Origin of the sequence: Pseudoxanthomonas sp. (assembly GCF_027498035.1) — a bacterium.
In the GTDB taxonomy this organism is placed as follows: domain Bacteria; phylum Pseudomonadota; class Gammaproteobacteria; order Xanthomonadales; family Xanthomonadaceae; genus Pseudoxanthomonas_A.
In genome coordinates this window covers 3,645,928-3,659,774 of record NZ_CP114978.1, presented here as the reverse complement: position 1 = coordinate 3,659,774, position 13,847 = coordinate 3,645,928, and the positions used below count along the sequence as shown (strand labels likewise).

Here is a 13,847-nt window from a genome sequence, read left to right as displayed (position 1 = left end):
CTTGCATGCGTCGTTCGATCCTCGCCAGTGCACTGCTGTTGTGCATCGCTCTTCCGCTGCACGCCGCAAGCCCGACGACGATTCCCGATGCCGCGCTGAAGACGGCGCAGGCACTGCGCAACCAGGCCCTGGCCGACGACACCGGTTGGAAGGTCACCGAATCGCTGACCACCGAAATCGGCCCGCGCCTGGCCGGCAGCGAAGCCGATGCCCGTGCCGTGGCCTGGGCGCAGGCCAAGTTCAAGGCGCTTGGCTTCGACAAGGTGTGGACCGAGCCGGTGACCTTTCCCAAGTGGGAGCGCCGCAGCGAGCATGCCCGGATCGTGGGCACGCATGCCCAGCCGCTGGTGGTGACCGCGCTGGGCGGCAGCGCCGGTGGCACGGTGGAAGCGCAGGTGGTGCGCTTCCCCGACCTGGCCGCACTGCAGGCTGCGCCGGAAGGTTCGCTGGCCGGCAAGATCGCCTTCGTCGATTTCCAGATGCAGAAGAAGCAGGACGGTGGCGACTATCGCTACGGCGGCGGCATCCGCGGACGCGGTCCGTCCGAGGCGATCAGGAAGGGAGCGGTCGCCTTCCTGATGCGTTCGGCCGGCACCACGCCGCACCGCGTGGTCAACACCGGCATCACCCGCTATGCCGAAGGGTTGAAGCCGATTCCTGCCGCTGCACTGTCGATCCCCGATGCCGACCAGCTGGCGCGCCTGGTCGCGCTGGGCCCGGTCACGCTGGAGCTGTCACTGGACTGCGGCTGGGATGGGCAGGCCACCAGCTACAACGTGATCGGCGAGATCACCGGGCGCAGCAAGCCCAAGGAGATCGTGCTGACCGGTGGGCACCTGGATTCATGGGATCTCGGCACCGGCGCGATCGATGACGCCGCCGGCATCGGCATCTCGATGGCGGCCGCGCACCTGGTCGCCAAGCAGCGCCCGGCGCGCACGATCCGCGTGGTCGCCTTCGCCAACGAAGAACAAGGCCTTTACGGCGGCCAGGCCTATGCCAAGGCGCACGCCGCGGAGATCAAGCAGCACGTGATCGCCGCGGAAAGCGACTTCGGCGCCGGCGCCATCTACGGCTTCGACAGCAATGCGCCGGACAGTGCGAAAGGCGCGATCGCAGCCATCGCCACCGCGCTCAAGCCACTCGACGTCGCCCATCTTCCGGGCAAGGGTGACCCGGAATCGGACATCGGCCCGATGACCCAGCTCGGCATGACCTGGGCCTGGCTGGGCCACGATGGCACCGACTACTTCGACCTGCACCACAACGCCGACGACACCCTGGACAAGATCGACCCCAAGGTCCTGGCCCAGAACGTCGCCGCTTACGCGGTCTTCCTGTACCTGGCATCCGAGGCCAAGGGCGATTTCGGCAGTGCGCCGAAGCCGGCCGGCGCGGCCCAGCAGGAACATTGACCGGACCAGCGCACGCGCACCAGGTGCACCGCACCGACGCTCCGTGACCATGGCGACCGATTGCCCTGGCTTGTCCCAGCACCGAGAATGCGGGCCTCTCCTGACGAAGAACAGACTCCCATGACCTCGAAGAACACCCAGAACCTGGCCGATATCGCGGAAGCGAAAGCCAGGCTCGCAGAAGAGCTGCGGAAGCTGGAGGAACAGGAGGTCGAACTTCGCAGCCAGCAGTCCGCCGAAGCGTTCGAGCAGATCACCGCGCTCCTGAAGAGCTTCTCCACGCACTTCAATTCAAAGCAGAAAGCCGAGATCGCCGGCTTCGTGATTTCCGGTGCGAAGGCCAAGCCGGCGGCCGATGGTCCCAAGCGTGAAGTGGCTGCGAAGTACTGGCTGCCGCATACCGGCGAAACCTGGACCGGCCGCGGACGTCCCCCGCGTGCGTTCACCGCCTGGGAAGGCACCGTTGCCTACACGGACTGGAAGAAGAACCATCCAGACGACAAGTTCCCGAAATTTCCGGGATGACAAAAAGGCCGGGAATTCCCGGCCTTTTTCCATTCTCGCCCTCCTGGCGGTCATGCCTCGCGTCTAGCCGGCGCGATGGCTCGCCCACTGCGCCAGCAGCACTGCGGTGGCCGAAGCGACATTGAGGCTTTCCACGCGGCCGCTGCCGGGGATCGACAGGGTCAGGTCGCAGTCGGCGGCCAGGCCACGGTCCACGCCCTCCCCCTCGGCGCCCAGCACGTAGACCAGGCGCTGCGGCAATGTTGTCGCGAAGAGGTTGTCGCCACCCTCCACCAGCGTGGCAGCCAGGCTGAAACCAGCCGCGCGCAGCTGCGCGAACGCGCTGGCACTGTCGCCGGCCTGGACCAGGGTCACCGCTTCGGCGCCGCCTTCGGCCACGCGCGCGGCCGCGCCGGACAGGGCCAGCGGCGAGTCCTGCGGCAGCAGCAGGCCGGCCACGCCGAAGTGGGCGGCCGAGCGCAGGATCGCGCCGAAGTTGTGTGGGTTGCCCACGCCATCCAGCCACAACGCCAGCGCCGGGCCAGCCGGCAACGCGGCGATCCAGTCGGCCAGCGACAGCGGCGCGCGACGCAATACGTCGGCGACCACGCCTTCGTGGTGCGCGCTGGCGGCCAGCTTGTGCAGGTCGGCTTCTTCCACCACGCGGTAGCCGACGCGGTTGGCTACGCACCAGGCCAGGATCGGCTTGAGCGCGTGCACGCGGGCCTGGGTCAGGTAGAGCTTGCGCAACGCTTCAGGGCGCGCTTCGAACAGCGCACGCACGGCGTTGAGGCCGTACAGGCGCACCTCTTCGCCGCGACGCGACGGACGCGGCGCCGCACCGTCCTCGCCCTCCGGGCGCGGGGCGCGCTCGCGCGGCGGACGCGCGGCGGGGTCGCGGCGCGGCGGGAACTTCTGCCAGGGACCGGTCATGCGCGCACCGGCGTGCGGGCACGGATGGAAGGAAAGGATGTCTGGGTCATGGCGCGGATGGCGATGGACTGCGAATGGATGCGTACCTTACCCGAAGCCGCCGGCACGCCTGCGCTCAGCCCGGCGGCGCGATGCGGGCGAAGCTGCGCAGGTCGTGCACGCGACCGTGCTTGACCAGCGCGCAGCGCAGCGTGCCTTCCTCGCTGAAGCCGTTCTTGAGCAGCACGCGCGCCGAGGCCGGATTGCTGTCCAGCACATGCGCGCCCAGCCGGTAGAGCCGCAACGCCTGCATGGCCCAGTCCGCATACAGCCGCACGACCCGGGTCATCAGCCCGCGGCCCCAGTACTGGCGGCCCAGCCAATAGCCCAGCTCGGCGCTGTGTCGGCGCTCGCCCATGCCAGGACGCGCGCCAATGCCGCCGCAGGCCTGCCCATCGCATTCGATCGCCAGCACCGGATGGGACAGGTCGACCACGCGTCCGGACAGGAAGTGCTCGCCATCGCTGCGCGTGTACGGCGATGGGAACCGGTCGCTGAGCCCCGCAACCACGCGTTCGTCATCGGCATGGCGCAGCAGTGATTCCAGGTCGTCGATGCACCAGCGCCGCAGGACGAAGTCCTCGCATTCCAGGCGCAGCTGCGACCAACGCGTGGCGTCCTGGCCTGGTTGATCGATCGGTGCGCTGTGCATGGCCGCGCTCGCTGCGCTGAGGGATGAAGCGGCAGTGTGCCGCACGCCCGGCGGCAGGGTCTTGCCGGCTTACGCGGGCGCCACCCAGGCCGCGCCCACGCAAGCCACGCGGATCACCCCAGGCCGAGCTGGGCCAGCACGCGCGCGACCATGGCCTCGGCCGCTTCGGTATCGGCCTGCAGATGCACTTCCGGCGACTCGGGCTCCTCGTACGGCGAATCGATGCCGGTGAAGTTGGGGATCTGCCCCGCCCGCGCCTTGGCGTACAGGCCCTTGACGTCGCGTGCCTCGGCCACCGCCAGCGGCACGTCGACGAACACTTCGATGAATTCGCCTGGCGCAAAACGCTCGCGCGCCATCTGCCGCTCGGCGCGGAACGGCGAGATGAAACTCACCAGCACGATCAGGCCGGCGTCGGTCATCAGGCGGGCGACTTCGGCGACGCGGCGGATGTTCTCCACGCGGTCCTCGTCGGTGAAGCCCAGGTCGCGGTTCAACCCGTGGCGCACGTTGTCGCCGTCCAGGATGAAGGTGTGGTGGCCCAGCGCATGCAGGCGCTTGTCGACCAGGTTGGCCACGGTGGACTTGCCGGCGCCGGACAGGCCGGTGAACCACAGCACCCTGGGCACCTGCGCCTTGATGCGCGCGCGCGCGGCCTTGTCCACGTCCAGGTGCTGCCAGTGCACGTTGCCGGCACGGCGCAGGGCGAAGTCCAGGGTGCCAGCGGCGACCGTCGCATTGGTCTGGCGGTCGATCAGGATGAAGCCACCGAGCGCGCGGTTCTGCGCGTAGGGCGCGAAGGCGATGGGCTCGTCCAGTGACAGGTTGCAGAAGCCGACTTCGTTGAGTTCAAGGCGCTTGGCGGCCAGTTCCTCCTGGCTGTTCACGTCGATCCGGTGCTTGATCTCGCTGATGCTGGCCGAAACGGTGCGCGCGCCGATCTGCAGCCAGTACGGACGGCCAGGCAGCAGTGCGGCATCGTCCATCCACAGCACGTGCGCGGCAAACTGGTCGGAGACTTCCGGCGGATCGCCGGCAGCGGCGATCACGTCGCCGCGGCTGATGTCGATCTCATCGTTCAAGGTCAGCGTCACTGCCTGGCCGGCGCGCGCGGACGGCACCTCGCCATTGGCATCGAACACCTTGGCTACGGTCGTGCGCCGCGACGACGGCAGCACCACCACGGCATCACCCGGCTGCACGCTGCCGGCGGCCACCGTGCCGGCGAAGCCACGGAAATGCTGGTTGGGCCGGTTGACGTACTGCACCGGCAGGCGCAGGCCACTGGTCGCGTCGTGCGCGTCCAGCTGCACGGTGTCCAGGTGTTCGATCAGGCTGGGGCCGCTGTACCAGGGCGTGTTGGCCGACCCTGCGGACAGGTTGTCGCCTTCCAGCGCCGACAGCGGAATGCACTGCACCTGTTCGATCCCCAGCTGCGCGGCCAATGCGCGGTAGTCGCGGGTGATCGCCTCGAACACGTCCTGGTCGTAGCCGACAAGATCCATCTTGTTCACCGCCAGCACCACGTGCTTGATGCCCAGCAGCGAGACGATATAGCTGTGCCGGCGGGTCTGGGTGAGCAGCCCCTTGCGCGCATCCACCAACACCACCGCGACATCGGCGGTCGATGCGCCGGTCGCCATGTTGCGCGTGTACTGCTCATGGCCGGGGCAGTCGGCGACGATGTACTTGCGCCTGTCGGTGTCGAAGTAGCGATAGGCCACGTCGATGGTGATGCCCTGTTCGCGCTCGGCGGCCAGGCCATCCAGCAGCAGCGCGTAGTCGATGCCCTGCCCTTGCGTGCCATGGCGGCGGCTGTCGTTTTCCAGCGCGGCCAGCTGGTCATCGAACAGGCGCTTGCTGTCGTACAGCAACCGCCCGATCAAGGTGCTCTTGCCGTCGTCCACGCTGCCGCAGGTGATGAAGCGCAGCAGCGGCTTGGCTTCGTGGGCCTTGAGGTAGGTGGCGATGTCGGTGTGGGTGGTCATGGCGCGCCGATGATGGATTTCTGCAGAGCAAGAGCTTGCACGCTGCCACGCAGCGCGCCTTCCTTTTGTCTTGGCAAAAGGAAGCAAAACCGCGGGCGCCGACACTCGCCGATGCTGCGCATCGGTGCCCTGTGCTCCTCGCTGGCAGCGGCACGGCGCGCAAACTCGCTGCGCTCAGACAAGCGCGCCTCTTCGGCCGTTTCCGCCTGCGGTGCTCGGCTCGCTTTAAGGCGCAGGAAAGCCGAAGCCGAAGCCGAAGCCGAAGCCGAAGCCGAAGCCGAAAAGATCATCTGCTTGTTGCTGTTGCTGTAGCTGTAGCTGTTGTTGCTGTAGCTGTAGCTGTAGCTGTAGCTGTAGCTGTTGCTGTTGCTGTTGCTGTTGCTGTTGCTGTTGCTCAGATGTTGATCTTGATCTTCAGCGCCTTCAAAGCGAGCCGAGCACCGGAGCTGGGAGCGGCCGTAGAGGCGCGGATGTCTGAGCGCAGCGAGTTCCGCGCCGTGCCGCTGCCAGCGAGGAGCACAGGGCACCGATGCGCAGCATCGGCGAGTGTCGGCGCCGGCGGTTTTGGCCACTTTTGACAAGACAAAAGTGGCTCGCGCCCGGAGGGCGTGAAAGCTCTTGATCCTGCTTGGCGCTTCAATTGAAGTTCCAGTCACGGACGCCAATCCGATCATCAGAAATACCCTTCCAGCTTCTTTTTCTCCATCGAAGCAGAAGGATCCCGATCGATCACCCGTCCCTGTCGCTCGGACGACGTCGCCACCAGCATCTCGGCGATGACCTTCTCCAGCGTATCGGCCTGCGACTCGACCGCGCCGGTCAACGGATAGCAGCCCAGCGTGCGGAAGCGCACCGACTTCATCATCGGCACCTCACCGTCCCTGAGCGGCAGGCGCGCGTCGTCGACCAGGATCAAGGCGCCATCGCGTTCGACCACCGGGCGCTGCGCGGCCAGGTACAGCGACGGCACCGGGATCTGCTCTCGATAGATGTAGAGCCAGATGTCCAGCTCGGTCCAGTTGCTCAGCGGGAAGGCGCGCACGCTCTCGCCGGTGTGGATGCGCGCGTTGTAGGCGTTCCACAGTTCCGGGCGCTGGCGCTTGGGGTCCCAGCGGTGTTTGTCATTGCGGAAGGAGAACACGCGCTCCTTGGCGCGGGAGGCCTCCTCGTCGCGCCGCGCGCCGCCGATGGCCGCGTCGAACCTGTAGTGGTCCAGCGCCTGCTTCAGGCCCTGGGTCTTCATGATGTCGGTGTGGATGGTGGCGCCATGGCTGATCGGGCCGATGCCCTGGGCGACGCCGTCCGGATTGATGTGCACGCGCAGGTCCACCCCGGTTTCGGCCGCCCGCCGGTCGCGGAAGGCGATCATCTCGCGGAACTTCCAGCGCGTATCCACGTGCAGCAGCGGGATCGGCGGTGGCCCCGGGGCGAAGGCCTTCAGCAGCAGGTGCAGCAGCACCGAACTGTCCTTGCCCACCGAATACAGCAGCACCGGGTTGCGGAACGCCGCGGCGACCTCCCGCAGGATATGGATGCTTTCGGCTTCCAGCCGGTCGAGGTGGGACAGGGGCTCAGCAGCAGTCATGTGCAGGTGCGCGAAGGGTGGAAGGCAGCCAGCCGAAGGGTAGCAATCCCGCTGCGGCAGGCCTGCCGGGGGCGACGCAGTATCGGCAGCGCTTATGCCCTGGCGAAATAAGCTAGGGGTATAAGACCATAACCCCCCATCCTTTCAGGTGCCGCTGGCACGCGCCTAGCATCGGCACTCCACGAATCCGCCCTGGAACTGCGATGTCCGCTGCACCCCCCGCGTTGTCCGCCGGCCCCTTGCCCGACGAGCGCAAGGCGCTGCTGGCCCGGGTGGTCGATGGCCTGGACAGCGCGTCGCTGTGGTGGCTGTCCGGGTTCACCGCCGGGCTGGCCCAGGCCGCGCATCCAGCACCGCACCTGGCCCTGCTGCAGGGGTCGGCCGCCACCGCCCCGGTGGCGGGCGTCGGCGAGCGTGCCACGGTCCTGTATGGCAGCCAGACCGGCAACGCCAAGCGTGCCGCCGAAGCCCTGGTCGCCGAGCTGGAAGGCGCCGGCCTGTCGGTCCGCCTGGCCCGGGCCGACAGCTACGCCACCCGCGAACTGGCCAGCGAGCGCCTGCTGTACCTGGTCATCAGCACCCAGGGCGAAGGCGATCCACCGGACGATTCCATCGGCTTCAGCGAATTCCTCAACGGCCGCCGCGCGCCCAAGCTGCCGGAGCTGAAGTTCGCCGTGCTCGGCCTGGGCGATTCCAGCTATGCCGATTTCTGCGGCATCTCCAAGCGCCTGGACGCGCGCCTGGTCGAACTGGGCGCGACCCGCCTGTTCGACGCCGGCGAAGCCGACCTGGACATCGACACCGTCGCCAAGCCCTGGCGCACCCAGGCATTGGAACAGGCCAGGAAGACGCTGAAGGCCGCCCCGGTCGCCGCCAGCGCGACGGTCACCGCCCTGCGCCCGGCCGTGGTGGCGCCAGCCTATTCACATGCCTCGCCGTTCCAGGCCGAGGTACTGGCCAACCAGCCGATCAGCGGCCGCGACTTCAAGGGCCCAGCCTTCGGCCAGCACGGCGCCAGCGACAAGCAGGTGCGCCACATCGAGTTCTCGCTGGAAGGCAGCGGCCTGAATTACCTGCCGGGTGACGCATTGGGCTTTGCCCATCGCAACCCGGAAGCGGTGGTCGAACCGGTGCTGGAAGCCCTGGCGCTGCAAGGCGATGCCAGCGTCCGCATCGACGGTACCGAGCGCAGCCTGCGCGACTGGCTGTCCGGCCATCGCGAACTGACCAAGCTCTCGCGTCCGTTCCTGGCCGCGCACGCCGCCCAGGCCAGGGCCAGCGAACTCAACGACCTGCTGGCACCGGGCCGCAACGCGGACTTCGCCTCGCTGCTGGGCAGCCACCAGCTGGTCGACGTGCTGCGCCGTTGGCCTGCCGAGTGGGACGCCGAAAGCCTGCTGACCGCGCTGCGTCCGCTGGCCCCGCGCCTGTATTCGATCGCGTCCAGTCGCGCCCGCGTCGGTGACGAAGTGCACCTGACCGTGGACGTGCTGAACTACCAGGCCCATGGCCTGGCGCATGTGGGTTCGGCCAGCGGCTTCCTGGCCAACCTGGCCGAAGGCGACCACGCCCCGGTCTACATCGAAACCAACGACCGCTTCCGGGTGCCGGCCGATCCGTCGCGCGACATCCTGATGGTCGGCCCGGGCACCGGCGTGGCCCCGTTCCGCGCCTTCGTCCAGGAACGTGCCGAAACCGGCGCAAGCGGACGCAACTGGCTGTTCTTCGGCACCCAGCACTTCAACAGCGGTTTCCTCTACCAGAGCGAGTGGCAGGAAGCGCTCAAGCGCGGCGAACTCAACCGCCTGGACCTGGCGTTCTCGCGCGACCAGCAGCAGAAGCTGTACGTGCAGCACCGCCTGCGCGAGCGCGGCCGCGAGGTCTACGACTGGCTGCAGTCCGGCGCGCACTTCTACGTGTGCGGCTCGATCGCCATGGGCAAGGACGTGCACGCCGCGCTGCAGGACATCGTCGTCGAACACGGCGCGCTGGATGCACAGGACGCGCACGACTACCTCACCACCTTGCAGACCGAAGGACGCTATAGCCGCGACGTCTACTAAGACCTCGCCAGCCAGACATCATGAGCAACCATTCCGTCGAAGACATCAAGGCCGAGAGCCGGCGCCTGCGTGGCAGCCTGCTGGAAAGCCTGGCCGACAACGTCACCGGCGCGCTGCGCGAAGACGACCAGACGCTGATCAAGTACCACGGCAGCTACCAGCAAGACGATCGCGACATCCGCGACGAGCGTCGTCGGCAGAAGCTGGAGCCGGCCTACCAGTTCATGATCCGCACGCGTACGCCGGGCGGTGTCATCACGCCCGCGCAGTGGCTCAAGCTGGATGCCATCGCCACGCAATACAGCAACCATTCGCTGCGCATCACCACGCGCCAGGCATTCCAGTTCCACGGCATCATCAAGCGCGAGCTGAAAGCCACGATGCAGGCGATCAACGCCGCGCTGATCGACACGCTGGCGGCCTGCGGCGACGTCAACCGCAACGTGCAGGTGGCGGCCAACCCGCTGCTGTCCGACGCGCACGCCACGCTGTACGCCGATGCGGCGGCAACCTCCGAGCACCTACTGCCCAACACCCGCGCGTATTACGAAATCTGGCTGGACGAAGAGAAAGTCGCCGGTGCCGGCGAGGAAGTAGAGCCGGTCTACGGCGACAATTACCTGCCGCGCAAGTTCAAGATCGGCTTCGCACTGCCGCCGATCAATGACGTGGACGTGTTCGCGAATGATCTCGGCTTCATCGGCATCACCGGTGACGACGGCCAGATCGCCGGTTACAACGTGTCGCTCGGCGGCGGCATGGGCGCGACCCATGGCGATGCAGAAACCTATCCGCGCGTGGCCGACGTGTTCGGCTTCATCACCCGCGACCAGCTGCAGGCAGTTGCCACCGCGGTGGTCACCACCCAGCGTGACTTCGGCAACCGCGCGGTGCGCAAGCGCGCGCGCTTCAAGTACACCATCGACGACAAGGGCTTGGACTTCATCAAGGCGCAGATCGAGGAACGCGCCGGCGTGACCTTCCAGCCCGCGCGTCCGTTTGCCTTCGACCACAACGGTGACCGCTACGGCTGGGTGGAAGGCAGCGACGGCCGCTGGCACCTGACCCTGTCGATTTCCTCCGGCCGCATCGCCGACGTGGGTGCGGCCACGCAGCTGACCGGCCTGCGCGAGATCGCGGTACTGCTGCAGGGTGCCGATGCCACCGGCGAGTTCCGGATGACGGCCAACCAGAACCTGGTGATCTCCAACATCGGTACCCACCACAAGGCGGCCGTCGATGCGCTGGTGGTGCAACACGGGCTGGATGCCGGCAATGCGCTGCCTTCGGCCCTCGCACGCAAGGCCATGGCCTGCGTCGCACTGCCGACCTGCGGCCTGGCCATGGCCGAAGCCGAGCGCTACCTGCCCGACTTCAGCAACAAGCTGCAGCCGCTGCTGGAAAAGCACGCGCTGGTTGAAGCGCCGATCGTGTTGCGCATCTCCGGCTGCCCCAATGGCTGTTCGCGTCCGTACCTGGCCGAAATCGCCCTGGTCGGCAAGGCGCCGGGCCGCTACAACCTGATGCTGGGCGGCGACCACCGCGGCCAGCGCCTGAACACGCTGTACCGCGAAAACATCACCGAGGAACAGATCCTCGGCGCGCTGGATCCGCTGTTCGGCCGTTACGCCAGCGAGCGCAACGGCGACGAAGGCTTCGGCGACTTCCTGCACCGCAGCGGCGAAATCGACCTGCCGCCCTATCCCACCCATCGCTCCATTCCTGTGGAACTGCACGCATGACCGCGCTGCCCGCCAACGACGAACCGCACGATATCGCTCCTGCCAGCATCGACCTGGAGACGGCCAATCCCGTGCTCGAAACGATGACCGCCCAGGCGCGCGTGGCCTGGGCCCTCGAACACGGCCCCGCCCAGGCGGTGCTGTCGTCCAGCTTCGGCGCACAGTCGGCAGTGACCCTGCACCTGCTGACCCAGCAGAAGCCGGACATCCCGGTGATCCTGATCGACACCGGCTACCTGTTCCCGGAAACCTATCGCTTCGCCGATGAATTGATCGAGCGGCTCAAGCTCAACATCAAGATCTTCCGCCCGCTGGTCAGCCGCGCCTGGATGGAAGCGCGCCACGGTCGCCTGTGGGAACAGGGCGTGGTCGGCATTGAGCAGTACAACAGCCTGCGCAAGGTCGAACCGATGCGCCGTGCGCTGGATGACCTGGATGCCGGCACCTGGTTCACCGGCCTGCGTCGCCAGCAGGCCAGCAGCCGTGCCAATACGCCGATCGTGCAGCTGCGCGGCGAGCGCTGGAAGGTCAGCCCAATCGCCGACTGGACCGACCGCGACATCTGGCAGTACATGAAGCTGCACGACCTGCCCTACCACCCGCTGTGGGAAGAAGGCTACGTGTCCATCGGTGACTTCCACACCACCCGCCGCTGGGAGCCCGGCATGCGCGAGGAAGACACCCGCTTCTTCGGCCTCAAGCGCGAGTGCGGGATCCACGAAGAGCTGTAGCCTGCCCGCGCCCGGCGGGCCGTGGGACGAACACGAGGCCGGCTTCACGCCGGCTTTTTCGTTTGGGTGTCGTTCGCGTGGCGTGCACGTCCAACGAGAAACGGCACGATGCCATCCGCCCGCGTACTGAACGCGTTACTGTGCGGTGCACGCAATGGAATTCCTGCATGACGACCGAACGCCGCGACTACTTCGACCATCTCCGCACCCTGCAGCACACGCCCGCGACCGGTCCGGTCAACGCCTGGGTCACCTGCTGTGGCGCGCACCTGGGCCAGCAGCGCGAGGCACTGTGCTGGGTCGATCCGCAGCGCACCGTGCGCCGCTACACCTTCGAGGAACTGGACGCGTGGTCGGCCCAGTTCGCACACCTGCTGGCCGCGCGCGGACTCAAGCCCGGCGAGGTGGTGGCTGGACTGCTGCCACGCCGGCTGGAATTGCTGATCGTGGTCCTGGGCACCTGGCGCGCCGGCGGCGTGTACCAGCCGCTGTTCACCGCCTTCGGCCCCAAGGCGCTGGAACACCGGCTGGCATCCAGTGGCGCCAAACTGGTGGTGTCCTCGCTGGATCAGCGGCCCAAGCTGGATGAAGTCGCGGGCGCGCCGCCGGCGCTGACCCTGGGCGCGGCCAGCGACGAAGATTTCTGGCATGCGCTGGACGGCCTGCCGACCACCTTCGAGCCGGTGCCGCTGACCCGTGAAGACCCCTGCATGATCATGTTCACCTCCGGCACCGTCGGCGCGGCCAAGGGCCTGATGGTGCCGCTGCATGGGCTGGACGTCATGGCCACCTACATGCGCGAGGCGGTGGACCTGCGCGACGATGACGTGCTCTGGAACATCGCTGATCCCGGCTGGGCCTACGGCCTGTACTACGGCATCACCGGGCCGCTGGCGCTGGGCCATTCGACCACCTTCCACGAAGGCCCGTTCACCGTCGACAGCTGCTACGCCACCATCGCCCAGCTCGGCGTGACCAACCTGATGGGCGCGCCCACCGCCTATCGCATGCTGATGGCCGCTGGCGACGCGCCGGCCGCGGTCGTCAAAGGCCAGCTGCGCGCGGTCAGCAGCGCCGGCGAACCGCTCAACCCGGAAGTGATCCGCTGGTTCGACAAAGCCTTGGGCACGTTGATCCACGACCACTACGGCCAGACCGAAACCGGCATGACCCTGTGCAACCACCATGCACTGGCACATCCGGTGCAGGCCGGCAGCGCCGGTTATCCGCTGCCCGGTTACCGGCTCGAAGTGCTGGACGAAAAAGGCCAGCCGCAGCCGGTCGGCACGCCCGGCATGCTGGCCGTGCACATCGCCGATTCGCCGGCACTGTTCTTCCGCGGCTACTGGCAGGCCGAACAACAGCCGTTCAAGGATGGCTGGTATCTCACCGGCGACACGGTCGAACGCAACGACGACGGCAGCATCGCCTTCGTCGGTCGCAGCGACGACGTCATCACCTCGGCCGGTTACCGGATCGGCCCGTTCGATGTGGAAAGCTGCCTGCTCGAACACCCGGACGTGATCGAAGCCGGCGTGGTCGGCAAGCCCGATCCCGAGCGCCTGGAGCTGGTGAAGGCCTACGTGGTGTTGCGCAGCGGCGCGACCGGCAACGACGCCCTGGCATCGGAGCTGTCGCAATACGTGAAGAAACGCCTGTCGGCCCACGCCTACCCGCGCGAAATCGCCTTCGTCAGCGAACTGCCCAAGACCCCCAGCGGCAAGATCCAGCGCTTCCTGCTGCGCAACCAGGCCAAGGCCGAAACCGAGACCGCAACGCCGCCCGGCTGATCCCGGAACCTGGCTTCAGCCATCGAGCGGTGCATCGGGCAAGGGTGGGGCCACCAGCGGCACCTTCCCGCCACAGGCCAGGCACTTGCGATACGCCGGCCCGTGGCCTTTGCGGCGCGGGCGCGACAGCAACCCGCCACAGTCACAGCGGCCCTGCTCGATGCCGCGCAACCACAGATACAGCCGCCAGCTGGCCAGCATCGCCCAGACGAACCCCAGGGCCGTGCCCAGCAGGGCCAGCAATGCGCCGGCATGGCGCGCGCCGTGCACGCCCAGCAGCCCATCGGCCTGCTCCACCGCGAACGAGGCCGCCCAACCGCCGGCCACCAGCAATGGCGCCGGCGCGTAGAGCCGCGCCACCATGATCGACATCCGCTTCATCCCACCACACCCCTGTGCGTTGCC

General features: G+C 67.6%; 12 protein-coding genes. 6 read left to right on the top strand and 6 right to left on the bottom strand.

Translation table 11 applies throughout. From position 1 onward, the window contains the following. Nucleotides 1–5 precede the first annotated feature (5 nt). Nucleotides 6–1,415 carry a M28 family peptidase gene (locus tag O8I58_RS15975; RefSeq protein ID WP_298318224.1) on the top strand — a complete coding sequence of 470 codons (1,410 nt, stop codon included), beginning with the start codon at nucleotides 6–8 and terminating at the stop codon, nucleotides 1,413–1,415. A 120-nt stretch (nucleotides 1,416–1,535) separates the two neighbouring features. Next, a complete protein-coding gene (locus tag O8I58_RS15970; RefSeq protein ID WP_298318221.1) occupies nucleotides 1,536–1,940 on the top strand; it encodes an H-NS histone family protein in 405 nt (134 codons plus the stop codon). A 63-nt stretch (nucleotides 1,941–2,003) separates the two neighbouring features. On the opposite strand, the gene O8I58_RS15965 is transcribed toward O8I58_RS15970, so the two are convergent. From O8I58_RS15965 to cysD, 5 genes are all read right to left on the bottom strand, one after another. Next, nucleotides 2,004–2,852 (bottom strand): TrmH family RNA methyltransferase, encoded by an 849-nt coding sequence (locus O8I58_RS15965; RefSeq protein WP_298318216.1) that lies wholly within the window; start codon nucleotides 2,850–2,852, stop codon nucleotides 2,004–2,006. 115 nt (nucleotides 2,853–2,967) lie between these two features. Next, on the bottom strand, nucleotides 2,968–3,543 hold the full coding sequence (locus O8I58_RS15960; protein ID WP_298318213.1) for a GNAT family N-acetyltransferase: 576 nt from the start codon (nucleotides 3,541–3,543) through the stop codon (nucleotides 2,968–2,970). A 113-nt stretch (nucleotides 3,544–3,656) separates the two neighbouring features. Continuing rightward, nucleotides 3,657–5,531 carry a sulfate adenylyltransferase subunit CysN gene (gene cysN, locus O8I58_RS15955; protein WP_298318210.1) on the bottom strand — a complete coding sequence of 625 codons (1,875 nt, stop codon included), beginning with the start codon at nucleotides 5,529–5,531 and terminating at the stop codon, nucleotides 3,657–3,659. Then, entirely contained in the window at nucleotides 5,528–6,205 is a 678-nt protein-coding gene (locus tag O8I58_RS15950; protein WP_298318207.1) for a hypothetical protein, read from the bottom strand. The genes cysN and O8I58_RS15950 overlap by 4 nt, the downstream gene beginning before the upstream one ends. After that, complete coding sequence (gene cysD, locus O8I58_RS15945) at nucleotides 6,205–7,116, bottom strand: sulfate adenylyltransferase subunit CysD (RefSeq protein ID WP_298318205.1); 912 nt, start codon at nucleotides 7,114–7,116, stop codon at nucleotides 6,205–6,207. The genes O8I58_RS15950 and cysD overlap by 1 nt, the downstream gene beginning before the upstream one ends. 203 nt (nucleotides 7,117–7,319) lie before the next feature. Here cysD and O8I58_RS15940 point away from each other — a divergent pair, with 203 nt between their 5' ends. The 4 genes from O8I58_RS15940 to O8I58_RS15925 all read left to right on the top strand — a co-directional run bounded on the left by O8I58_RS15940 (nucleotide 7,320) and on the right by O8I58_RS15925 (nucleotide 13,442). After that, a complete protein-coding gene (locus O8I58_RS15940) occupies nucleotides 7,320–9,179 on the top strand; it encodes an assimilatory sulfite reductase (NADPH) flavoprotein subunit (RefSeq protein WP_298318202.1) in 1,860 nt (619 codons plus the stop codon). Nucleotides 9,180–9,199: 20 nt separating this feature from the next. Continuing rightward, nucleotides 9,200–10,921 carry an assimilatory sulfite reductase (NADPH) hemoprotein subunit gene (gene cysI / locus O8I58_RS15935; protein WP_298318198.1) on the top strand — a complete coding sequence of 574 codons (1,722 nt, stop codon included), beginning with the start codon at nucleotides 9,200–9,202 and terminating at the stop codon, nucleotides 10,919–10,921. Then, nucleotides 10,918–11,652: a phosphoadenylyl-sulfate reductase gene (locus O8I58_RS15930; RefSeq protein WP_298318195.1), complete on the top strand. Its 735-nt coding sequence runs from the start codon at nucleotides 10,918–10,920 to the stop codon at nucleotides 11,650–11,652. Before cysI ends, O8I58_RS15930 begins: the two co-directional genes overlap by 4 nt. 167 nt (nucleotides 11,653–11,819) lie before the next feature. After that, nucleotides 11,820–13,442, top strand: a complete 1,623-nt coding sequence (locus O8I58_RS15925) for an AMP-binding protein (protein WP_298318192.1) — start codon at nucleotides 11,820–11,822, stop codon at nucleotides 13,440–13,442. A gap of 15 nt (nucleotides 13,443–13,457) precedes the next feature. On the opposite strand, the gene O8I58_RS15920 is transcribed toward O8I58_RS15925, so the two are convergent. Next, complete coding sequence (locus tag O8I58_RS15920) at nucleotides 13,458–13,814, bottom strand: hypothetical protein (RefSeq protein WP_298318189.1); 357 nt, start codon at nucleotides 13,812–13,814, stop codon at nucleotides 13,458–13,460. Between the last annotated feature and the right edge of the window lie 33 nt (nucleotides 13,815–13,847).